Genomic DNA, 22688 nt, shown 5'->3' with positions numbered 1-22688 from the left:
CTCCTATGGCAGCAATGCTTTTTTGACGTGGGAAATAATCCGCCGCGGTATCTGTTCGTCCAACGGCATGATGGTGCTGAACATGCGCACGCCCTGATAGGAAAAAAGGATCACGTCAATGATCTCAGCGGCATCCACGTTTTTAAACTCCCCCCGCTCTGCGCCGTAGGAAATGAAAGCCCTCCACATATCCACGGAAGCGGCATACTGCTTTAAAAGCATATGGTTGCTGCTGTCCTGCTGCTGTTCGCTATAAAACTCGAAAATAGCTGCGCTGAGCGACGTATACCGGTCCGACATCTCCCGGCAGTACCGATCCAGAATTTCCTCAAGTATCTGAGGGGCGGGACGGCCCTGATTCATCTTTTCCGAGAGTTCATTGTCCTGAGCGTTCATCAGCTCATTGACGATTTCTGAGAAGATTTGCCGTGTGCTGTCGTAATGCCGGTACAATCCGCCCCGGCTCAGACCGGTTTCACAGCAGATGTCTTTCATCGTGACATTTTTAAAGCCCTTTTGTGCAAACAGAGAAATTGCTTTTTCCCGTATCAGCCGCTTGGTTTCCTCACCTTTTTTACCCATCGAACCACCTTTTTGCGACGCATGTGTCGCTATTTGTATTATACGACACACGTGTCGCTTTGTCAATCGGATTTCAGAGTATGCCCCGGGGACGAACCCGGGAACCTGCTCCCCGCTTTCCCGTGTCTACTCTCCCACCGCCTCCAAAAGCCGCCGTACAAGCTCTTCGGAGACCACGTCGTAGCAGTCCTCCCAGGGCGCGGGCGCAAAGGCATAGGAGACCCCGTTTACAACAGTGGTGGGATCCTGTTTCCAGTCCTTGCAGGAGCTGTGGACCTGGGAGATGCCGGTCTCATCCATGAGCTGTCTGGCATTGGAGGCGTTTACTCCGCTGCCCGCCAGAATTTCGATTTCGTTGCCGTAGCGCTGCTGCAGCTTGCGGATCAGGTCCCGCCCTTCCATTGCTTTAGGCTTCAGACCGCTGGTCAGCACCCGGTCCACGCCTATGCGGATCAGCTCTTCCATGGTGCGGTACGGGTCGGCGCAACAGTCAAAGGCCCGGTGAAACACCGCTTCCTTTCCCTGGCCGTGAATCAGGTCGATCAGCCTGGCGTTCTGATCCACGCAGAGGGTGGCGTCCCGGTTCAGGCAGCCGAAGGCGATTCCGTCCGCGCCGTGGGAGATTAGCTGGGCGCATTCCCGCTCCATCACCTGAAAATCCTCCCCGCTGTAACAGAACCCGCCGCCTCTGGGACGGACCATGGCGATCACGCTTAAATCGCAGCCCTCCTTCGTCAGCTCCAGGCTGGCCAGGGATGGCGTCAGGCCGCCCAGGTGGAGCCCGCAGTTCAGTTCGATGCGCCTGGCGCCGCCTCTGGCGGCCTGAAGGGCGTCGTAGTAGCTTCCACAGCAAATTTCAATCATGTCTACACTCCTTATCTTAACGCCGCTTTACGGGCCTTGTGAGAGTCCACAACGCCCGTAAAGCATTATCATGTCCAATTTGTTCGCGCCCGTTCTCCTCAGAGAACGGCCAGCCGGTAAAGGGCCAGCGCGTAAATCTTCGCGTTCGTCACCAGGTCTGCGGTGGTCATCCACTCGTTGGGATTGTGCCCGATGCCCTTCTGGCCCGGAAAACTGGGACCGAAGGGGACGATTCCCGGCATGGCCTTGGCGTAGGTACCGCCGGTGGTGGTCACCGGCGTTCCGTTAAGCCCGGTCACCTGCTCGTAGCATTCCCGCAGGGCCTGGACCATGGGGCTGCCCTTGTCAAAGGCCACCGGGTCGTAATTCTGTACGAGCTCCACCTTAAGCCCAAAGGCCGCCGCCTTTGCCCTGATCCGTTCCAGGATTTCCGTGACGGTGATACCCTTGGGATAGCTGAGAGCGGCCTCGAAAAAGACGCTCCCCGCCTCCCCGTTTTCTCCCGCCCCTGTGCCCAGCCGGAAGCTTCGCATCTCCATCATACCATATTCGGGATGGGAAATGTCAATCCCCAGCCGGTCCCCGCTGCTTTTTGCGCCGATAAAATACTGGTTTACAAAGTGGAAAAACCGCTCCAATTCCCCGCTGCTCCCCACGGCGCGGATCAAGGCTCTGCCGCGCTCGCCGTACACCACCGGGTATTTACAGTCCGGGGTAAAGCCGTACACGGGAGGTTTTTCCCGCTCCAGATAGTAGGCCAGGTCCTTAAACCCCGTCTCCTCGTCGCAGCCGAAGATGATCCGCACCTGCCGTTTCAGAGGCAGTTTTAACTCCTTCAGCGCGGCCAGCCCGTAGAGACAGGCCAGCACCGGCCCTTTATTGTCCAACACTCCCCTGCCGTAGAGTACGCCGTTTTCCAGATACCCATTAAAGGGAGGCTGTTTCCAGCCGTCCCCGGGCGGCACCACGTCCACGTGGCCGATGGCGCAGACATAATCCTGCCCTTGGCCGTATCGGGCGTAGCCGATATAATTGTCCAGGTTGACGGTCTCAAATCCCAGCTCCCGGCTGAGGGACAGTGCTCTGTGAAGGGCCGCCCGTACCCCGGGACCAAAAGGCGCGTCCGCCGCCGGCTGCTCCACGCTGTTGATCTGCACCAGTTCCCGTATGGAGGTGATCATGGGCTGCTCCAGGGCTTCCACGGCCCGGAAGATTCGCTCCCGGAGCGCTGTCTCCCCGCCCTGAGCCGGCCGTTCACTGACCGCCGTCCCTTCATGGCTTGCAGTCCGTTCACACTCCGCCGTCCCTTCACGTTTCGCCACCCGCTCACGGTCCGTCATCCCTTCACAGTCCACCGCCCGCCCCATCTACTCCTCCACCGGCGCCATCCGCGTCCGCATATAGTCCTCCATCCACTGGGCAGAGGCTTCCTCGCAGGTGCAGTGTCCGTCTCCGCCCCGCTTTACCAGGTAGACGGTGGGTTCCAGGGACTGGGTCACCACGGCCACGGAGAAACCCTCGATATTGGTGGCAGCCCCCCACTGGCCGCGGTTGTTCATGGCCACCACCGACAAGTCGCCAGCCTCCCCCCTGCGCTCCTTAAGCTCCGCCTCCAGACGGTTTACCGCCGTCTCACAGGCCTCCTGGGGGCTCATGCCCTCGCCCATGAGCCGCACGATCTCGTAGGAGATACAGCCCTTCATCAGGTCCTCCCCCAGGCCGGTGGCGCTGGCCGCGCCCCGCTTGCTGTCCGCGTAGAAACCGGAACCGGAGATGGGGGAATCGCCCACCCGGCCCTTTTTCTTCATGAACAGACCGCTGGTGGAGGTGGCGGCGGTCATCCCGCCGCGGTTGTCCAGGCATGCCATGCCCACGGTGTCGTGCCCGGAATAAGGCTTTAACTCCTGGGACTTTAATTCCTTCACCCGCTTGCGGTAGTGGGCCTTGGCACGGTCCGTCAGCATGTTTTTGCGCTCAAAGCCCTCCTTCTGGGCGAATTTCTCCGCCCCCTCGGCCACCAGCAGGTTGTTCACCTTCTCGCTGCTTAAGCGCCTTGCGATGGAAATGGGGTTGGCAAAGTCGCGGATGGCCGCCACCGCGCCGATGGACAGAGTGTTGCCATCCATGTAGGCCGCGTCCAGCTCCACCTCCATCTCCTCGTTGGGCAGGCCGCCGTAACCCACGGACTTGTAGTACGGGAAATCCTCCACCGCCCGGATGGCTGTCTCAACAGCGTCCCCGGAGCTTTTTCCTGCCGCCAGAAGCTCCGCTCCCGCCGTTATCCCCTCAGCGGCCATGCGCCAGGTTGCGATCATACCCCACATATCAAACTCCTCCTGTGATTAAAAGCAGATTTCCTGTTTCAGCTGCGCCGTATCCTGGCCGTCCGCCAGGGCCTTGGCCATCCTGCATATGTTGTGCAGGGCGTCGTTTAAGCCGGAACCGCCCTTTTTCGGCGTCCTGACAATGGCCACCCGGTCCTTGTAGGCCTGAATCGTGTCCGCATTTTCCTCGGACATTGCGGCAAAAGCCCTGGACTTGGTGGTGCTGTTCACGTCACAGGCCACCCGGGCGCTCATGGCGGCGTAATCGGCATAGTTGAAGGCCGGGCCGCAGATCACCACGTCGGGGTTTAACTTGTTCACCATGGCGCACAGTTTGCGGCTTACCTCGTCGGGGTCTGCCAGGTAGGTGCCGCTGCCGCAGCACAGGCAGGCCACCACATGGCCGTCCACCTCTTTTAAGAAGGGCTCTATCATAACCGCCGGGCCCACCGGCTCCTTCTTCCCGGTCAGGGGAACCATGGCGTCGTCCTTGGATCCCAGACCAGCCTGGATCTGATCAAATATCATGATAATTTTCATGGTCGTTTCCTCCAAATTTCACTATAGGTTTACAGGTCGTCAAAGGACAGATCGTCCAGGGAAATATCATCGTCATCCTGGGCGGCAGTGGCCTTGGCCTCGTCCGCCAGATACTGTTTATCCATCATCTTGATGAACGGCATGTAGACGAAGATTCCGAGAACCAGCAGGACCAGCTGGAGCACGGCGCCCTGCCAGCCTGTGGACAGGAAACCGGAAAGCACCACCGGCATGGTCCAGGAGATCGCAACGCCGCTGCACAGCGGAACCAGCCCGATGGACATACAGATGTAGGAAATGACGATGTTAATGGTGGGCACCAGCATGAACGGGATCAAAATCATGGGGTTTAACACAATGGGCAGACCGAACACGATGGGCTCATTGATTCCGAACAAACCGGGCACCAGGGAAAGCTTGCCAAGCTCCCGGATACGCTTGGACCGGCAGAACAACAGCATGGCGATCATCAGGGACAGGGCGGAGCCGCAGCCGCCGAAGGTTGCGAACAGATCCTGGAACTGCTGGCAGATGATGTTCGGAATGGGAGCGCCGGCCTGATAGGCGGCCAGGTTCTCCGCGGACAATGTCTGCAGGATTGGGTTGAATACCGCAGCCACCACGGATCCTCCGTTAACGCCGAAGAACCAGAAGAGGTGCAGGAAAATGTACGCGATCACCATTGCAGGAAGGGTGTTGCCCAGCTTTAAAAGCGGTACCTGAAGAATGGTGAAAATAAAGTCAAAGGCGCTGTGGAATGGGGTCATGGCGAACACGATGTTGATCACAAAGAACACCAGCATGGAGACGCCTGCGGGAATCAGAGCTGCGAAGGATTTCACCACCGTCGGCGGCACGCCCTCGGGCATCTTGATGACCCAGCCCTTCTTGTTCACCCAGGCATAGATGTGGATGGACAGGAACGCGCAGATGATACCTACGAAAATACCCTTGGAGCCGACCCAGTCCAGCGGAATGCCCTTTACAGAGCCGCCGCCCTCTAACAGCACCTCGTAAGGCATGATGAGGAACCAGCTCACCATGGCGCTGGCCGCGCCGAAGAGTTTATCCACGTTCATCTGCTCCGCAAAGGAGTATCCGATTCCGACCACGGCCAGGATCGCCATGATGGAGAAGGTGGCGTCCGTAGGTTTTGCGAAGTAGCTGACCCAGTCCTCGCCGAAGAACCGCGCCCAGAAATCGCTCCACCCCGGAATCGGGAAGTTGGCGATCAGCAGGAAAAAGGAACCTACGATCAACAGCGGCATGGACAGCAGAAAACCGTCACGGACCGCGATCAGATATTTATTTTTACCGATTTTCTCAGCCAGCGGCATGAGAACGGACTCTAATTTGCTCAACATTTTGACATTCCCCCATATCGTTCTATTTTTTTATTTTGCTGCTTTCATCAGCTTGATTGCGGACTTTAAAACCTTTTCTCCGTTCATCATGCCGTAATCCGTCTGGTCGATCACCTGGATCGGGATGCCGGAGGAGCCGTACTTCTCCACGATCTCGCCGTAGCGGTATTTTACCTGGGGGCCCAAAAGGATCACGTCGGGATGGCGCTCGCTGATGATCTGTGCGATCTTGCCGTCCGGGAACGCCTCCACCTCAATGGGGAGATCGTGACTGTTGGCGACCTGCTGCATTTTGCTTGCCAGCATACTGGTGCTCATTCCTGCGCTGCAGAATAAATAAACTCGTTTCATGATTGATTCCCTCCTGATTTTCCATTCAATATTTAGTCTGCCAGTTTTTTCTCAAGTTCAACGATCCGCCGGTAACTGGCAATCATTTCCTCGGCAATGATTTTAAAGCTCTCGGCGCTCATCAGCTGATCCTCCGCGTGAACCAGGATCAGGGAACCGCCCACCGGCTCTCCCGCCGCTTCCTTCTGGATCAGTTCGAAGTGGGCCTCGTGCCCGGCCAGAAACTGCTTCTGCCCCGCTTCCATACACTGGGCCGCGCCGTCGAAATCCCCGGTCTTGGCCTTCTGGATTGCCTCGATGTAACTGGAACGCGCTGCGCCCACATTGGAGATGATCTGAAAACAAATCATTTCTAACCCTTCTACCATTATGATTTCCTCCTTCTGATTTTCTGTAAGCGCGGCCGCTTATGTTTTACCGGCGCCCTGCTGCCTACAAGCAGAAAATGCAACTGCGCTTTGGGGCGCTCGCTGCATTTCTTATGAACTTGCCTTTATTATAAGGCCCTTATTCTATTATTTACCGTAACCCGTTTTCCTAACAGCTAGGAAATATTATCCGGTAATCCGGTCGATGAACTCCTCGTAGGAGCAGGAGGAGCAGATTCTTGCCAGCTCCTGGGGCTGGTTCACTACATTGCTCACCCAGTCGAAAAAGATCTTGATCATGCGACGGTCGCCCTCGTTGATGGCGAAGAGCATCACCAGCCGCACCTCGAAGCCGCCCCATTTTATGGGATTTTTCAGCTGGGCCACCGCGATGGTGGAATTTTTTGCAAAAGCGCCGAAGGCGTGGGGAATGGCAAAGGCGTTGACAAAGGAGGTGGGGGACATCTCCTCGCGCTTTCGCACAATTTCCTTGAACTCCGGCTCCACGATTCCGGCCTGCTCCAAGTCGGCGCAGAGCAGGTCGATGACCTGGCCCGGGGTATTTAAGTCCAGATCCTGGTAGTAATGTTCCTTCCGCACCAGATTGCCGATGTGGGAGGCGAATTCCAGCTTGAAACGCTTCTGGTCCAGCCGGTTTACGGCCTGGAGAATGTTGGATTCGGTCTGGGAATCCACAAACAGGTTGATGTTCACCGTCTCCACGTCCAGCTTGTGCTCGATGGGAAAGGTGCACAAAATCAGGTCCGGGTCCATTTCCCGCACAATCTCCTCCTCAAAATAGGAGAAGGTTCGGACCACCTCCATCCGCTCCCGGAACATGTCGGAAATCTTCTTCTCGCACATGGCGGAGAAGGACTGGTTGTGGGGCAGAATCATCACGGCCCGGTACCGGCGGGCCGCGTTCAGGCGCTCGCTGGCAGCGCCTAGGTGCAGGGCGATAAAACCGCTCTCCACATCGGAGATGCTAAGGCCCAGCTGTTCTTTGAGAAATTCGCCCACGTAGATCCCCATCTCAAACACCAGGGGATATTTGCGCTTGATTTCGTCCAGAAAGACGTCCTCCAGCTTCACGCCGGTTTTCAGGCGGTCGATGAGGCCGTGGATGTGCATTTTCAGGCCCGCGATCAGGTCGGCGTCCTCCCGGAAATCCAGGCCGAACAGGCAGAGCACCTTGTCCAGGGCCTCGGCCACCAGCTTTTTGGTGTTCAGCCACCGGCCGTTCAGATTCACATAGTCGCTGGTATAGTTGGAGGCTCTCCGGCCCATGATCACCAGGGCGAACATGCCGATCTCCCCGTCGTGGACCTGGATGTGCAGCCGCTTGCCGATGCGGTCGAAAAATGTTTTGGAGATCTGGTATTCAATGGTGTCCGAAAGGCCCTGGCTGTTGTCCTCCATGTTGATGTAGTTGGAGCAGTTCATCCGCTCGATGCTGGTTCCCGCGTGGAGAATCAGCATGGGAAACAATGCCTCGTGGATGGCGTAATCGTATTCCTCCAGCACTTCCACGAAAATGTCCTTGACCTCGATCAAGTCAAAGCTGCGGTACAGGTGGGCCAGGGTATTTAAGTTCAGGAAATTCTCCTGCACCTCGGCCACCAGCAGATCCCGGTAAAACCTGCGTTTGCTGGCCTCGTCGCCCTTTAGGGAGATGCACTCCCGGCTGCGCACCAGCTTTAAATTGGCATAAGGCTCCAGCATGCGCCGGATGCGCTTTAAATCGTTTTCGATGGAGTACCCACTCACATAAATCTGGCCCTGAAGCACGGTCAGATTCAGCTCGCGGACCTCGAACAGAAGCTTGTGGATGATGTAAATGCAGCGGTCCCCCGGTGTCTGCGGAAGTTGGCCCTTTTGAATCCCCGCATCAAGTTCAGAGGCCGGCGGTACAACCGCGGCCTCCGGATTCAGGCGATAACCCTGGCGAACATTTGACTCGATGGGCGGCGGACTGCTCCGCCGGTTGATGGCTTCCACATCGGACCGGATGGTGCGGTCCGACACCTGCAGAATTTCCGCCAGCTGCCGGCTTGTCATGTAGTCCCGCCGTTCGGCCAGCAGGGCCAGAAGCTGTTCCTGTCGTTTGTTCTGCATATTTTTTCTCCTCTAGCGAACTTCGCGGAACGCGAACACCTTCCACGGCTCAATATAATCCAGTAAGACGTGCTCGTAATCCGGAAGACGGCCGATCACGTTCTTGCGCCCGTCGTTTGGCATGTCCTTTAACACGATGTGTAACTCGCCCTTGTACTTGGAGTATCCCTCGTTTAAGATCACCACGTCGCCACGCTTCAAATCCCGGGTGTTGGCAGCGGGCAGAGGCTCATCGGCGTAGGTCACCCTGGGCCAGGTGGAGCGGATCATATACTCGCTCAAATCGCCCCGGACCACATGCTTGGGCTCATAATAGAGAATCTTTTGCTCCAGGGGCGTCAGCTCCTTCTCCAGCTCGAGGCCGAAGGTGAGGATGGACGGGTTGACCGCCGCGCAGGCCGCCATCTCCTCGTCCGAGGCGTAAGCGTTGGCGATGATCACGTCGTCCACCATGCCGGTGGCAAACAAATGGCGCACCTGGAAATCCATGGGCGTAAAACGGTGCATCTCCAGGGTGCAGAGCCCCTCGTTCACCGGCCATGGGCCATAGGTGCCGGGCGCGTTGCTGGAGACAAAGGCCGCCACCTGTAACCCCATTCCCTTCATAACACTGTTGCAGCGGTTAAAATGGTCCAGGCTTAAACCCGTGTACTGCTGAGGATAAAAGTTGTGGCAGGTGATCAGCTTGCTTTTGTCCGGGTGGTGGTCCATCACGTTTGCCACATAGACCAGCTGGGTGCTGGCGTTGAGCTCGATCTTAAGCCCCTGGGGATTGTAGGTCATCAGGCTTTCCTTCATGCCGTCAAAGCCCTCGTCCAGGCGGATGCCGTCCACGTGCATCTCGCCGAAAACCGAGAGATCCTCATAGGTGATTCCCATCCGGGAGAACACCGCCGGACTCACGTCCGTGATGATCTCCAGGCCCGCCTGGTGCGCTGCGTCCGCCCGGGCCTTAAACTCCTCGATCACGGTCTCCCGGCTTTTCCCCTCCATGCTTAAAAGGCAGGTAAAGATTCGTTTGAATCCGTACGTTCCCGCCTTTTTAATGTAAGCGATATCCTCCTGTAAATCCGAATGCTCCGGGTAAATCGATATTCCCAATCTTGCCATGGTGTTCCCCTCCTGATTAGTTTGTAACAGTTCAGACGGCGGGAAAATTGGCGCGGGAAGCCGCGTCAAGCTTGCTTGTAAGCGGATTTTCGTGCCAATTTCCCGCCGTCTGAACTGTTACGATTAGTTTGCCGTCTGGCGGCTTCTGCTGACTATTATAAGCGGATCAGCAGCCAAAAACAGGGAAATGTGTTTCCTAGCTGTTAGGAAATTTCCCCTGCGGAGCGGAAACATCACAGTATCATCTTGAGAAATCCCACCAGGTATCCGATGGCCGCTTCCTCGTCCGGTCCCTGGACGGTTATAACCAGAGAATCCCCCTGGCGGGCGCCCAGGCTCATGAGAGCCAGCACATTTTTACAGTCCACCGGAGCGCGGTCTCCCACCTGAAGGGTGATGCGGCTCTCATAGCCGGAAGCCGCCCGTGACAGCTCCATGGCGTTTTTGGCGTGAAGCCCCTGTTTTACTGAAATGACATATTTAAAACGTTCCATAATTTATCCTGTCCTTTGTTTATCATTTGTATGCGTTGCTATTCCGCAGATCATTTCCATTTTAACACAATTCACTTTGCTTGACAATGCCAAGGGGCGCGGGTAGAATAAAGGAAATGTAACAGAATGGAAAGGATTCAGACCTATGAAGCTTCAACGACTGCTCAGCCTGACGCGCCAGGCCGTGGACCATTACAATATGATTGAGGAGGGCGACCGCGTGGCCCTGGGAATGTCCGGCGGTAAGGACAGCCTGACCCTGCTCTACGCCCTTTGCCATCTCCGGAAATTTTATCCCAAACACTTTGAACTGTGCGCCATCACCGTGGATCTGGGACTGGGCAACCTGGAGCTGGATCCCATCCGGGCGCTCTGTGAGGAGTTCGCCGTGCCTTACGAGGTGGTGCCCACACAGATCGGCAAGGTGCTCTTCGAGACCCGCAAAGAGTCTAATCCATGCTCTCTCTGCGCCAAGATGCGCAAGGGCGCGCTGAACAACAAGGCGTTGGAATTAGGATGCAATAAGGTGGCCTACGCCCACCACAGGGACGACCTGATCGAGACCGCCCTGATGTCGCTGATCTACGAGGGGCATTTCTACGCCTTCTCCCCCCGCACCAGGCTGGACCGCACCGGCCTCACGGTGATCCGGCCCCTGCTCTACGCCTCCGAGGCCGAGGTGGTGGGATTTAAGAATAAGTACCACCTGCCGGTCTGCAAAAACCCCTGCCCCATGGACGGGCACACCAAACGGGAGTACGTGAAAAACCTGATCCGGGATCTGCAGCGGGACAACCCCACTGTCAAGGACTGCCTGTTCCACGCGGTGGTGAACGGAAAAATAGAAGGGTGGCCGGACGTCGAATGACGTCTGGGCCACCCTTTCAGGTTGCGGCATCGGGCTATAGATTCATTACTGTTTTCACGGTCGTTGTCGTGGCCTCCTGGCAGATGTTGTCCAGAGCGGTGGACATCACCAGAATGTCAAACCCCAGCTTTTTTACCGCGCCGATGTTTCCGGGCTTAATGCCGCCTTCCAGGGCCTTTACCACATGAGTGTTCTCGATAAACAGGCGGATGCGGTGCAGGCACTCTTCGCTGAATCCAGTGGCTCCCTGGCCCTGATAAATCATCCCCGTACACAGCCCCAAAATATCCACTCCGGCGCCCTCATAATCCTTAATGGCCTGCAGAAGCAGCTCGTCCGTGGGCGCCTGTACCCCGAAGGTATCATAGGCGGATATGTAGGCCTCACAGAGAAGTCCTGCACGGTGGCAGTATTCTGCAAGTTGAGCGATATCTTCGATGGAGGACTTATGGGAGTGGACGCAGTCCGCACCTGCATAGGCAAGCTTTAGCACATCTTCCTGGGTAAAGGGAACCGGCTGCTGCTCTGTAAATGTGCCGGCCGCCGCGCAGGTGATAAATACCTCATCTCCCAGCACTGCCCTCAGTCCTTCCACCGCGGTAGTCATCCGTGAGAGCGGCACCAAATGGCGGATGGCCTCGGCCTCATTCATGGTGGTGGCTCCGCTTAGCCCCATCTGAAGCGCCATAGCCGGATGGTTCGGCTCAAAGATGCGGCAGCCGCCCCGGTAAGCCGCTCTGGCGATGCGCATGTCTGTGGCCATGATACCGCCCAGCATCAGAGCGGTTCCCTGATCTTCCAGGATACCGTCCAGCTTCTCCCTGCGCTGTTTTACATTGCTTTCCGCTTCAAATCTTGTCGTCATAATCAATTACCTCTCCCTAAATTTTTATGCGCCCAGTCCCAGCAGACGGCAGATTGCCAGCAAGATGGAATACAGGGGATTTCCAGCGCTAATGCTGGAGACAAAGTTGGTTCCGGCGGGGATCATATCCGCGCAGGCCGCCTGAGCCGCCTGCGTGTAGACACCGGCTACAAATGTACCGCAGAGAAGGTATACCGCCGCTCCCACCGTACCGGCGATCAGAGCCCGGAACATGTTGTTTTTGCTTGTGATCACCGCCCATAAAATATACAGCGTCATACTGGAGAGATCTGCGAAGGGCAGCATACGGTTACCCGGAAGCAGGACCGCTTCCACCAGCATAATGGGAATGATAATAATACCCAAAATCAACACGTTCGGATTGCCAACGCCAATCGCGGCGTCCATGCCAATTCGGATTTCCCGCCCTTTAAATTTCCGGCTGGCCAGTTCCTGGGTCGCTTCTGAGATGGGGGCCAGCCCCTCCATCAGGATTCCGCATACCTTGGGCATCAGCACCATGGTGGCGGCGGAAACCATAGCCAGATTCAGGATTCCAGGCACATCAAACCCGGCGCACACGCCCAAAAGAGCGCCTAAAATCATCCCCATGATGGACGGTTCCCCGAACACGCCGATCTTCTCCTGCAGGCTTTCCAGAGAGAAATTCCAATCCCGTACCCTGGGAATCCGGTCAATGATTTTGTTGACCAGCCAGTAAACCGGCGCCATGGTGATGGTGTCTAAATGAGGCAGGGTGATCCCCTCTGGTATAAAGTCACCGTCCCAGGCACGGTCTGCGAACAGGTCCGCCAGTTTTACCACCACCACAAACGAGATCAGGATTGCGGCCAGGCCGATGACATAGCTGCCGGTGAAACGATAGACCAGGACGCCGCCGGTGATGATAATCCAGTAGTTCCAGATATCGATGTTTAAGGTTTTTACAAAGCCCAGGAAGATCAGCAGAATGTTGATGCCAATGCAGCCGATCAGGGCTACGGGAAGCAGGGAGGATGAGAAAGCCATGGTCGAACCAAGCATCCATCCCGCGTCTATAACCGTAAGATTCAGCCCCAGATTGGTGCTGATTCCGTTTGCCGCTTCCCCCAGAGCAGCCATAAAGAAGTCCAGAACCAGCCACAGACCGGAGAAACCGATGCCGTACATCAGGCCGGATTTCAGTGCCTGGCTGAATTTCATCCCAATTAACAGTCCCAAAATGGTAAAAATAATGGGCATGGTGATGGTAGCGCCCAACGCATTGATTTGACTGAATATCGCAGTAATAATCTCCATTTATTCCCCCGCCTTTCCTTATTTGTTCAAATGTTCCAGAATCTCGTCCCAGGTCTCATCCATCTCCCGGCCGGACAAAAGATTCACCCCATACACCACCGGAATACCTTCGGGCACTTTGATGGATTTGCCCACGTTGGAAATGATCAGATCCGGTTTCATACGCTGTGCCTTACTTTTTACCTCCAGGCTTGTACAGGTGGAAACTTCCGCTGTAATCCCCATCTCCTTGAATTTGTTTTTGCATTTCATTGCCACGAACGTAGAAGTCGCAACCCCGTTGGCGCAGCAGATTAACACTTTTTTACTCTCCATACCGATCCCCCTAATCAAATTGTAATTGTTCAAACTCCCCCAGAATACTGCAAATTTCTTCGGCCGAACCGGCTGCTCGGATCCGCGTCAGTACGGATCCATCTGAAAAAATCCCCAGAATGTCCGACAGAAATTCCAGATGCCGTTCGCTGCCGTCAATGGCCAGCAGCAGCATGATCTCAGCTGGTATCCGTTCTTCCTCGCTTCCCATCTGGCGGAACATCACCGGGTTATCAAACACGATCATGCAGAACATACTTCTGTTTACATGTTCACTTCCTGTGTGGGGAATTGCGATGGGGACCGGCTGGGTGGGAAGCCCTGTGGGAAAAAGTTTTTCACGGGCCAGAACGGAGTCCGTATATGTATCCTTGACGTATCCCAGCCGGTACAGGATACTGCCCCCATATCGGATCGCCGCCTCACAGTCCGGGAAATTCTTTTCCCGGACGATCAACTGACTGTCAATCAACAACATCACCTCCTCTCTCTTTCTGATTATTGATTGCAACAAATTTGTCCAGCAGCTCTTTAAACTGAGACGGCAGACAAACCTGCTCCAATTCGCTCATCATCCAACTCTCCGCAAGGATTTGTGAGAGCTGCTCCAGGGCGGTCAGGTGCCCGGTTCTGCCCTCGGCAGCCAGGGTGAAAATCCAGCGGATACCGCCCGGTCCGCTGTCGTTTAAGGAAACCGGAGTTTTCAGACGGATCACGCTGACAGCTGTTTGAAATACGTGTTCCGCCGCCCGTGAATGTGGCATCAGGATGCCATCTCCGATCAGCATATACTCCGGAGCGCGGCGGATATTTTCCACAATCTCCTCCACATATACCGGATCGATGGCTCCGGCCTGCAACAGCAGAAGTCCGGATTTCCGCACTGCCTCCTCCAGACCGCTGCATGGGAAATCCAGAAGAATATTCCGGGTGTCAATTATCCCGCTGATTCCGGGAGCGTGGAGGAAAGAGCGTTCCTTGGCTGGCAGCCCCAAAATCGTTTCCAGGCGGCCGGCGAAGCCTTCCGGGTCCGTCACTGCGCCGCTCTCCCGCGCCGCCTCCAGGATCTGTTCTACCAGTTGATCCTGTACGCTGCGCGGAGGTAAAATACGCCGGAGCCTTCCCAAATCCTCCCCGGATAAATAGGAGTTGACCTGGATTACCGCTGTGTCACTCTGTAGTACCGGGACCGTAGTGATAATATAGTCGACTGAATGGTTCTTCAGAAAATGATTCATCTCATATATACTGACACACCCCAGCATTTTGATCTGAAACAGGGACTGCAATTTCCGGCAGATCAGCCTTGATGATACCAGACCGCTGTTGCAGACAATCAGTACCTGCGGGGCAGGTACTGCCCCTTTTATCTCTTCGCAGGCATCCACAAAATGCAGGGCCAGCCGGCCAATCTGCTGTCCGCTCAGCGGATGGTTCATCAGCTTGCAAAGCGGTTTTGCGCCCTGCTCCACAGCGTTCCACAGATGTTCATAGTCGTTTTGAATCATATTGTCCAGATCATGGTTCTCATGTTCAACGCCTCCTCTCCCTCCGATGCAGATTCGGCAGATTTCTGACTGCACTTCCTCGATCAGTTTTTGATTGGGGGTTAAGCCCGCCAAGCGGCAGATTTCGGCGGTAATGTTAGCTGCAAGAATTTTGAAGTCGATCCGGCTGGCCAGGTAGACTTTAAATCCGGTGCTTTCCTCCGCTCCTGCGGCAATCAGCGCCACAAACGCCGCCAGATTTCCGGGGCTGGAAACGGGAACGTAGAAATTGATCTTTTCCACAAGACGGCGTGCGGCATCGAAGGAGGCAAGATTCGCCATAAATTCCATGCGGGACCGACTGACCGTCAGATGATGGCCGGATTGTTCCCGGATCATGGAGATCATAATTCCGCACAGGCAATTACACAACAACCGGTAAGGAAGATCGATATCCGAAGCGCTCTCCTCAATGAGTTCGGCCAGCCGTCCAAAGGACAGGTCGCCCATGCAGTGGAGATAAAAGCAGTATGGTCTGAACTGCCAGATATGCGTTTCCTGAACCATGCGGTAAAAACCATGATTCACATTCAGCAGATGAGCCATATATCCGGCTGCAACGAGGCGAACGGAGAATTCATCACTCTGGGGAATGGTTTGGCCCGCAGTATGCTTTAATTGGACGGAACGCTGGGAAAAATACTCCCGCAGCAGTTCCAGGTCTTTGAGCACAGTGGATTTGGATACAGCGAATTCTTCCGTCAAATCCGGAATTCGGATGGATTTCCCCGTCAAAACGCGGTAAAGCAGTTCCAGTTGGCGTTCCTCCTGGCTCAGGGCAATTTCGTAGCGGGCATCATCCAGAATACGGCCGATCAACATGTTCCGGTTGTCGGGGAAATGTCCTCCGAGTTTAAGGCAGCCATCTGCACATTGCAGGGACATGGGGCCGGGGCTGTATTTGTCTTTTGCCAGCTCTTCCAAATATTTGTCAATGTTCTCCGCGTTATAGTAGATCACACGCGCCGTGACGCCGTAGTAATTGGCCAGCGCTGAAATCCGGTATGTTGCTCCGGACATCAGCAGCAGGAGCAGACTGTATTCCCGGCTGATCAGCATCAACTGTATCATCCCCTTTCTTGCCTATAATCTTAATCGTGGCTGCATCAAAACCGCAAGTTCATTTTTCGAACGGCCCTTTTTTCGTTAAATGGACTTGTATTTCCGGTATATTACAGGGTAGCATCACCTTATAAGGTGAATCGCATGGTGAATGGAGGGAAAATATGACGGAGGTCATGATTGTCAGCGGATTCCTGGGCGCGGGAAAGACTACGTTTATCAACCGGTTTCTTGAATATGGTCTGGCCGGCACGCGCTGCTTGCTGATTGAAAATGATTTTGGCGATACAGGCGTGGATGCAGCGCTCATGGAGCGGACAGAAGGCCTGGTGATCAGCGAAATAAATTCGGGCTGCGTATGCTGCTCCCTGGCAGGAAATCTGCAAACGTACATAAGAGAGGCCTTAAAAGAGCTGGAACCGGAGCGTATAATCCTGGAGCCGTCGGGAGTCGCAGGCCTGTCCGGTATCTTAAGGTCCCTGAAGCCGTTTGTGCAGGAGGGCATGATCCGGTTGGAAGGACCTGTGACGGTGTTGGGCCCGCCCCGGACCAGAGCGTATCTAAGCCGTTTTGGAGGCATTCTGCGGGATCAGATGGAGAACGCCGGAGTGCTGGTTCTGCGGCCAGGGACCGACCCGGCCGCATATTCAATATCCGGTCAGAGAGCACCTGTATTCAGCCTGGATTGGACGAGAGAGAACTTTGAGCATATGCTGCTGCCACTGATTCGTGGAGGGCAGGGAATGGCCGAAATCATTTCGGAGATGACGGTGGGTGACATTAAAACGGCAGGCTTGGCTTATTATACCCTCTGTCCGGATCGGACATACACTGCAAAAGAGGCAGAGGAAATTTTATACAGACTTCGACGGGCTTTCGGATTAAAACTGCTGCGGCTGAAAGGGTTTCTGTCCAGAACCGGGGGCGGACTTTGGCATGTGGAATACACGGTCAGCGGTCAGGAAATCCTGGAATTTGAAGGCAGCCGGAACGCGGGGATCAACATAATTGGAAGGGGAATTCAGAGAGAACAGATTGAACGGTTTTTTTACAGAGAGATGGGACCAATGAGAATCCGGGTGTAATCAGAGATATGTAGGGGAAAGGATTTCGATGGTTACTGCGTAGAGCAGCACTGCATTCGATATATAAGAAAGCCCGCTTTTGCGCATTGCAAAAGCAGGCTTTTGCCGGATCACCGGCTTATAAATTATCTAAAATATAAAGTACACGGAACAACCCGAATATCAGTTGCTCCCCGGTCCCCCTCCAGGACCGTCCTCTCCGGCCGCGCTGCCCGAGCCGCTGTTCCCGCCGGGAGTCCCGCTTCCGCCAGGGGCCTCCCCTGTTCCGGGAGCGCTGTTTCCGCCGGGCGTACCTCCCCCGCCGTTGCCGCCGGGGCCATCGCCGGGCGCTGAAGAGCTGGTTTCCTTTTCCGGAGCGCTGGTCGGCTGAACAACGGGCTTTCCGCCCGGGCCTTCCGATTCGCCGGAAGCCGAGGTGGTCTCACGGGCTTCGGTGGTGGGGGTCACGCCGGGACCAACTTCCCCAGTGGTCTCAGGTTCCGTCTCCTCAGCGGTAGTCTCCTCCTGGGTGGTTTCCTCCACCGTCTCCTCGGCGGTGGTCTCCTCAGTGGGAGCCTCGGTTACCGGCTCGGTTGCCGCCGGCTGTGCGGGCGCTTCCGTCTGTTTGGAACCGCCGCCGGAACTGCTCCCGCCGGTGGGAGCCGGTTTTCCCTCCTCGTAGAGACCGCTGTCCTCGGAAACCTTATTGCTGATCTTGCGAACCGTCGACGAAGGCTTGTAGTTCTCCTCGCCGTACAGGAATTGGTGCAGCTGGATCACGTTGCTCTCCAGGGTGGTGGGGACGACGCAGTCCATTCTGCCGATCCGCTTGGCCTGGCGGGAGAATGGGAATCCGCCGGTCTGGGCGATATTATATTTGCTTACATTCTTGGCCATGGGCAGAACGTCGTCGATGCCAATGTCCGTGGACAGCTGCGGAAGCACTGCGGACACCAGGTTGACCAAGGTCTTGGTATCCGCCTGCTTGGCCTTGTCCAGAGCCAGGGAGATCACCTTGCGCTGACGCTCCGTCCGCTGGTAATCCGTGTCCATCAGACGCAGGCGGCAGTAAGCCACAGCCTGAACGCCGTCCAGATGGTTGAGTCCGGCGCTCTCCAGGTGGTGGGAGCCGATGCCGGTGGATTCCACGGTCTCGGTGATAAAGGAGTTGATGTAAGCAAACTCCGGCCCCGTGATCTCTATGTCCACCCCGCCCAGAATATTGATGGCGTCCGCCACCGCTTTCCAGTTGAAGGTGGCGTAGTTGTCGATGGATAAATCCAGATTTTCTTCAAGGGCTTTTACCGCCTGCTTGTGCCCGCCCTTGAAGTAGGCTTCGTTGATCTTGTGGTAGGTGCCCTCCGAATTGATCTTTAAGTACGTGTCGCGGTATACGCTGACCAGCTTGATATCGCCGGTGGCCCGGTCCACGGTACAGATCATCTGCACATCCGCCAGAGCGTTTTTCTCCACGCTTCCGTCCCGGGAATCCACTCCGAACACCGCCACGGTCCAGGTGCCCGTCTGTTTGTGAACAAAGGCCCAGGCCAGGCTGCCAAGCCAGAACACCAGGGCCAGCAGAATCAGATTGCGGATTATTTTGCCGATACGCCGTTTCCGGCGCTTTGGCGTCCTTTGGCTCCGTTTGCTCCCCGCCATCTCCTGTTCCTCCTCATAAGCCTGCCGTCTGCGGGGAGCCGCCTTCTTAGCGGCGCCTGAGCGCGCTCCGGGATTGCGGGAATTACTCTGGCTTCGGGAATTTCCCTGAGGCCGTGAAGCTCTGCGGGCCTGAGCCGGGGCTGCGCTGCGAGGCGGCCTGCCGTTTCTCATTGGTCTGCCGGACGGCGTCTCTTCCAGGGAAATGGGTTCCAGGCCGTCCTCATCGTCCATATATGCTTCATTGTCATATGCTCCGTCATAATCGTCGTCGAGCCAGTCCTCCTCCTCGTAATCTTCCTCGTAGAAGTCCTCCGGCTCATCCCTGTATTGCTCCCGCTGCCGGGCAGTTTCCCGCACCGGCCTTTCTCCTGCGGGCCGCCGTCCTGCGGTCCGGGATTTTCTGGAACGCATGCGCTCCAGCTCGTCGTCATAATCATTGTATCGCATCGCTTTACAGCTCCTCTTTTATCGGTTAGTCGATCAGTCTGCGGTAATGGGCCCATTCGGGTGTGCAAATTCCCACTTCCACGTTATTGATATTGCCGCTGGTCTCCTGCAGGCAGATCATCTGTCCCTCGGCGGTCCAGCCCAGGAACATGACGACATGAGCATTTTCGCCGGGGCGGATACAGATATCGCCCGGAAGCAGCTCATCCTTGCCCACTGCCGTGCCGCAGGAGACCAGCGTGCTGGTGCTCTCCCCGCCCAGATGCTTTCCGGTGGCGGACCAGTAGACCCAGTTGATCCATCCGGAGCAGTCCAGGCCTTTTAGAAAACGCCCGTCCGCGTCGGGGGATACCACCACGCCGAACCGGTTGCCCATATAGCCGGGATTTCCGGGTTTTCCGCCCCAATAGTAGGGGATCCGTCCCACAGAGGCCAGCGCGTAGCGGACCACGTTCCGGCGCTCGGCGGAGACGCCGTCCGGCACCATTTTCATGTAAAGGTCAATTTCCAGGGAGGTCAGGGGATTGCGGACCACCACGCCTTCCACGGCGATGCCGTAGCGCTCGTACCAATCCTCTCCCACCAGCATGTTCACATATCCGCGGATTTCTGCGTTCCAGCCCGGCCAGCCGCCCTCTCGCAGGTTCGCCGGATCATTGCCCGCGGCATCCCGCGCAAACAGACCGTTTTCCTCCGTTAGTCCCGCCACCTGGAGCTGGATCTGAAGATCCACATGTCCGGGACAGGCGGGCGCAGAGGCTTCTGTCTCCGCCGCCGCGGTCGTGGCGTCTTCGGGCAGGGTCGTCACGCCGGGGCCTCCGTCCACACCTTCCACGATTACCCGCTCCTGGGTGGGAACGTCGGGGGATTGAGATTCCTCCCCGGATTCTGCCGTTCCCACTGCGTTCCCCCCGCTTTCGCTATTGGCCGCTGAGGCTTCCGGATGAGAGCCTTCCGAGGGCTGCTGCGCTTCGCCGGACGGATCCGCCGCTGCTTCCTCATTGCCGCCTGCCGTGGCCGCTGCGCCGTCCGTAACCCCGGCGCTGTTCGTCTCAGCCGTCTCACTCGCGCTACTCGTCCCGGCCGTTTCCCCCGCGCCGTTCACACCAGCCGTCCGGGCCGCCTCCACTTCTCCCCCATCGTCCGTCAGACAGCCGTCGCAGTAATAGACCGGGCTGATCTGGCAGGTGTAACTATGGGAGCCGCCCCAAAGCTCCAGCGCATAAGCTTCAAGCTCCTCCAGCCCTGAATCAGGCTCATAATACTGGTACACGTTGGTCATCGCCAGGATGTCCTTGATGTTGGAACGCCACTCCGAGGCCGTCCCGTCGCCGTTTAAATACGTCACCTGAATGCCGGAGAACTCCGGCACAATCCAGGTAGCGGGATCGGCGGGATTCTGGCCCTGGGCCGCCGGGTTGTATGTTCCCAGCAGCTGGTCGGCCGGCACGCCGAGTTTTGCGGCCACCGAGGAGGGCGTCTGGTTGTAAAGGTCGTAAATCTCCGAATTCCACTGGGACTCCCGGGAGGAGAGATCCTCGTAAATCTGTTCCGCGTAGCTGACGGCTCCCGGACCGCCCTGTTCCCCGCCTTCCGGGTAAAGCTCCGCCAGGTTGAGAACGTCCGGCCTCGCCGTTTGTTCCGTCTCCGCAGGGCTTGCGGTATCCGGGCTTGCGGCGGCGGGGCTTGCGACAGCCTGAGACGGAGTCGCCTGCGCCGGTTTTGTACCGGCAGGCAGAGCCGCCACGGGTACCGGGACTATGGTGCGCACTGGAGTCCACTGCTCCGACAGCGCGCCCACAGCCAGCCCGGCGCAGGCCATCACAACCCCCACAGCCATCTTATATCTGTATGTAAACCACATCTTGCGTATATCAATACTCATAACTTCCCCATGTCTTTTGTATACAGGTTTCCAATGCACCGCATGCCATTATACCACATTGCGGTGTGAAAAAACAGAACAAATCTCTTAATAAATCATTACATGTAACCGGCAGTGCGCACAAAAACACAGGCTCCGGTCCGCCGCTTCAAAGCCGGCAAAACCGGAGCCTGTCTGGCTCGTTCTCTATAAAATTTAATATGATCCCCCGGCAAGCTCCCTCACCACATCCAGGAACACGTTTGCCCCGGCAACGGCGTCCTCGTCGCGGGTATATTCCCTCGGGTTATGGCTGATTCCGCCGATGCTGGGAACAAAGATCATGGCCGTCGGGCAGATTCTTGCCAGCATCTGGGCGTCCTGGCCTGCGCCGGAGGTCATACGCCTGCAGCTTAACCCGCGGGCCGCTGCCGCCTGCTCAATCGTTCTCACGATCCCCTGGTCAAACAGGACGGGATCAAACTCCGTCAGGCGTTCGGTGGAGATTTTAACATGATCGGACTGTTCCAGCTCGTTAAAGTACCCGGCCAGCGCCTTCTCATCCGCTTCCAGCTTCGCCTTGTCCGGATTGCGCAGATCCACGGTAAATACCGCCCCGGATGGGATCACATTGATCGCGTTGGGTTCCAGCCGGATGGTGCCCACCGTGGCCACGCCGCCGGATTTTTCCACCAACTGCCGCAGGAATACGTTGACCTTAGCCGCGGCAAGCCCGGCGTCCGCCCTCAGAGCCGTGGGTGTGGTTCCGGCGTGATTGGCCGCCCCCTGGATGGTTACCCGCTGCCAGTGGATGCCCTGCAGATTCTCCACTGCGCCGATTTTCACGTTCTCCACGTCCATGATCGGTCCCTGCTCGATGTGAAGCTCCACAAATGCCTCCGGCTGCAGAAAGCCCGGCTGGACCGTCCCCTCGTAACCGGTCCGCTTCAGCTCTTCCCCCAGAACCGTGCCGTCCGTCCCCACCGTGGCGAGTGCCTCATCCACTGCCATACCTCCCGCGTAGACCAGGGAACCCATCATATCCGGGGAATAGCGCACGCCCTCTTCGTTGGTGAAAGCGCCGACGACAACCGGTCTTGCGGTCCTTATGCCCGCCTCCATCAGGGTTTTGATCACCTCAATCCCGCCGATCACACCCAGGCAGCCGTCGTACTGCCCGGCATTGATCACCGTGTCGATGTGGGAGCCGATCATCAGGGGCTTCTCCAGTCTGTTTTCCTCCGTCTGCCAGATGCCGAACATATTTCCGATCCTGTCCACCACCAGCTCAAGGCCCGCCTCCCGGATCCAGCCCGCCACCAGGTCCCGGCCTTCCTTCTCCGCGTCCGAGGCTGCAAGACGGGTTCTCCTGCCCTCCGCATCCTTTCCAATTTCTCCCAAAGCATGGATTCTCTCCATCAGTCTTGTACCATTGATTGATAACATACACACATCTCCTGTCTGACCCATATTTCAGTTCAAGCGCTTTCCCTGTTTGTTTGACCGTATACCGGAATTGTATCAGGAACCAGCGTGAAATTCTATCAATAACAGACCAGCTTCTATCAGATTTATCCTGAATTTTT

The 22688-nt window shown here is 56.6% G+C and carries 21 protein-coding genes; 2 read left to right on the top strand and 19 right to left on the bottom strand.

What is annotated here, in order from left to right; all coding sequences use genetic code 11:
* Positions 1–3: 3 nt before the first annotated feature.
* From ACK2JC_RS28775 to ACK2JC_RS28725, 11 genes are all read right to left on the bottom strand, one after another.
* The gene (locus ACK2JC_RS28775; RefSeq protein WP_320938509.1) at positions 4–582 is read right to left on the bottom strand and encodes a TetR/AcrR family transcriptional regulator; all 579 of its coding nucleotides are present in this window, start codon (positions 580–582) and stop codon (positions 4–6) included.
* A gap of 126 nt (positions 583–708) precedes the next feature.
* A complete protein-coding gene (locus ACK2JC_RS28770; protein ID WP_320938510.1) occupies positions 709–1446 on the bottom strand; it encodes a copper homeostasis protein CutC in 738 nt (245 codons plus the stop codon).
* A gap of 98 nt (positions 1447–1544) precedes the next feature.
* Positions 1545–2627 carry a Sapep family Mn(2+)-dependent dipeptidase gene (locus ACK2JC_RS28765; protein ID WP_320938525.1) on the bottom strand — a complete coding sequence of 361 codons (1083 nt, stop codon included), beginning with the start codon at positions 2625–2627 and terminating at the stop codon, positions 1545–1547.
* A 186-nt stretch (positions 2628–2813) separates the two neighbouring features.
* Complete coding sequence (locus ACK2JC_RS28760; protein WP_276855429.1) at positions 2814–3770, bottom strand: N(4)-(beta-N-acetylglucosaminyl)-L-asparaginase; 957 nt, start codon at positions 3768–3770, stop codon at positions 2814–2816.
* An 18-nt stretch (positions 3771–3788) separates the two neighbouring features.
* Positions 3789–4310: a GrdB-related putative oxidoreductase gene (locus tag ACK2JC_RS28755; protein WP_368270596.1), complete on the bottom strand. Its 522-nt coding sequence runs from the start codon at positions 4308–4310 to the stop codon at positions 3789–3791.
* 29 nt (positions 4311–4339) lie between these two features.
* A complete protein-coding gene (celB, locus tag ACK2JC_RS28750; RefSeq protein ID WP_368270598.1) occupies positions 4340–5674 on the bottom strand; it encodes a PTS cellobiose transporter subunit IIC in 1335 nt (444 codons plus the stop codon).
* Between the two features lie 30 nt (positions 5675–5704).
* Positions 5705–6025: a PTS sugar transporter subunit IIB gene (locus ACK2JC_RS28745; protein WP_024734574.1), complete on the bottom strand. Its 321-nt coding sequence runs from the start codon at positions 6023–6025 to the stop codon at positions 5705–5707.
* 32 nt (positions 6026–6057) lie between these two features.
* The gene (locus ACK2JC_RS28740) at positions 6058–6393 is read right to left on the bottom strand and encodes a PTS lactose/cellobiose transporter subunit IIA (RefSeq protein WP_092360573.1); all 336 of its coding nucleotides are present in this window, start codon (positions 6391–6393) and stop codon (positions 6058–6060) included.
* 186 nt (positions 6394–6579) lie between these two features.
* A complete protein-coding gene (locus ACK2JC_RS28735) occupies positions 6580–8508 on the bottom strand; it encodes a BglG family transcription antiterminator (RefSeq protein WP_320938512.1) in 1929 nt (642 codons plus the stop codon).
* A 12-nt stretch (positions 8509–8520) separates the two neighbouring features.
* Positions 8521–9618: a DUF871 domain-containing protein gene (locus ACK2JC_RS28730; protein ID WP_092360575.1), complete on the bottom strand. Its 1098-nt coding sequence runs from the start codon at positions 9616–9618 to the stop codon at positions 8521–8523.
* 233 nt (positions 9619–9851) lie between these two features.
* Positions 9852–10112 (bottom strand): HPr family phosphocarrier protein, encoded by a 261-nt coding sequence (locus ACK2JC_RS28725; RefSeq protein WP_024734577.1) that lies wholly within the window; start codon positions 10110–10112, stop codon positions 9852–9854.
* A gap of 145 nt (positions 10113–10257) precedes the next feature.
* Here ACK2JC_RS28725 and ACK2JC_RS28720 point away from each other — a divergent pair, with 145 nt between their 5' ends.
* Complete coding sequence (locus ACK2JC_RS28720) at positions 10258–10980, top strand: ATP-binding protein (protein ID WP_092360577.1); 723 nt, start codon at positions 10258–10260, stop codon at positions 10978–10980.
* A gap of 34 nt (positions 10981–11014) precedes the next feature.
* Here ACK2JC_RS28720 and ACK2JC_RS28715 read toward each other — a convergent pair whose 3' ends face one another.
* The 5 genes from ACK2JC_RS28715 to ACK2JC_RS28695 are packed head-to-tail and all read right to left on the bottom strand — an operon-like array spanning position 11015 to position 16077.
* The gene (locus ACK2JC_RS28715) at positions 11015–11845 is read right to left on the bottom strand and encodes a hypothetical protein (RefSeq protein ID WP_092360578.1); all 831 of its coding nucleotides are present in this window, start codon (positions 11843–11845) and stop codon (positions 11015–11017) included.
* A 24-nt stretch (positions 11846–11869) separates the two neighbouring features.
* Positions 11870–13144 carry a PTS transporter subunit IIC gene (locus ACK2JC_RS28710; RefSeq protein WP_092360579.1) on the bottom strand — a complete coding sequence of 425 codons (1275 nt, stop codon included), beginning with the start codon at positions 13142–13144 and terminating at the stop codon, positions 11870–11872.
* Between the two features lie 18 nt (positions 13145–13162).
* A complete protein-coding gene (locus ACK2JC_RS28705) occupies positions 13163–13459 on the bottom strand; it encodes a PTS galactitol transporter subunit IIB (RefSeq protein WP_320938514.1) in 297 nt (98 codons plus the stop codon).
* Positions 13460–13469: 10 nt separating this feature from the next.
* Positions 13470–13931, bottom strand: coding sequence for a PTS sugar transporter subunit IIA (locus ACK2JC_RS28700; RefSeq protein ID WP_166434595.1), 462 nt, complete (start codon positions 13929–13931; stop codon positions 13470–13472).
* Positions 13924–16077, bottom strand: coding sequence for a BglG family transcription antiterminator (locus ACK2JC_RS28695; RefSeq protein ID WP_320938515.1), 2154 nt, complete (start codon positions 16075–16077; stop codon positions 13924–13926). The genes ACK2JC_RS28700 and ACK2JC_RS28695 overlap by 8 nt, the downstream gene beginning before the upstream one ends.
* A gap of 155 nt (positions 16078–16232) precedes the next feature.
* On the opposite strand from ACK2JC_RS28695, the gene ACK2JC_RS28690 reads away from it, so the two are divergent.
* Entirely contained in the window at positions 16233–17153 is a 921-nt protein-coding gene (locus ACK2JC_RS28690) for a GTP-binding protein (RefSeq protein WP_320938516.1), read from the top strand.
* Between the two features lie 162 nt (positions 17154–17315).
* Here the strand turns inward: ACK2JC_RS28690 and ACK2JC_RS28685 are convergent, their stop codons facing one another.
* The 3 genes from ACK2JC_RS28685 to ACK2JC_RS28675 form a co-directional block, all read right to left on the bottom strand.
* A complete protein-coding gene (locus ACK2JC_RS28685) occupies positions 17316–19238 on the bottom strand; it encodes an LCP family protein (protein ID WP_368270605.1) in 1923 nt (640 codons plus the stop codon).
* Positions 19239–19263: 25 nt separating this feature from the next.
* Positions 19264–21123: an NlpC/P60 family protein gene (locus tag ACK2JC_RS28680; RefSeq protein ID WP_320938518.1), complete on the bottom strand. Its 1860-nt coding sequence runs from the start codon at positions 21121–21123 to the stop codon at positions 19264–19266.
* Between the two features lie 195 nt (positions 21124–21318).
* Positions 21319–22548 carry a Zn-dependent hydrolase gene (locus ACK2JC_RS28675; RefSeq protein WP_118753877.1) on the bottom strand — a complete coding sequence of 410 codons (1230 nt, stop codon included), beginning with the start codon at positions 22546–22548 and terminating at the stop codon, positions 21319–21321.
* Positions 22549–22688: the final 140 nt, after the last annotated feature.

The sequence above is a fragment of the Enterocloster lavalensis genome (assembly GCF_046603895.1).
Classification (GTDB): domain Bacteria; phylum Bacillota; class Clostridia; order Lachnospirales; family Lachnospiraceae; genus Enterocloster; species Enterocloster lavalensis.
The sequence above is the reverse complement of the archived record's forward strand: the minus strand, read 5'-3'. Positions and strand labels throughout refer to the sequence as shown.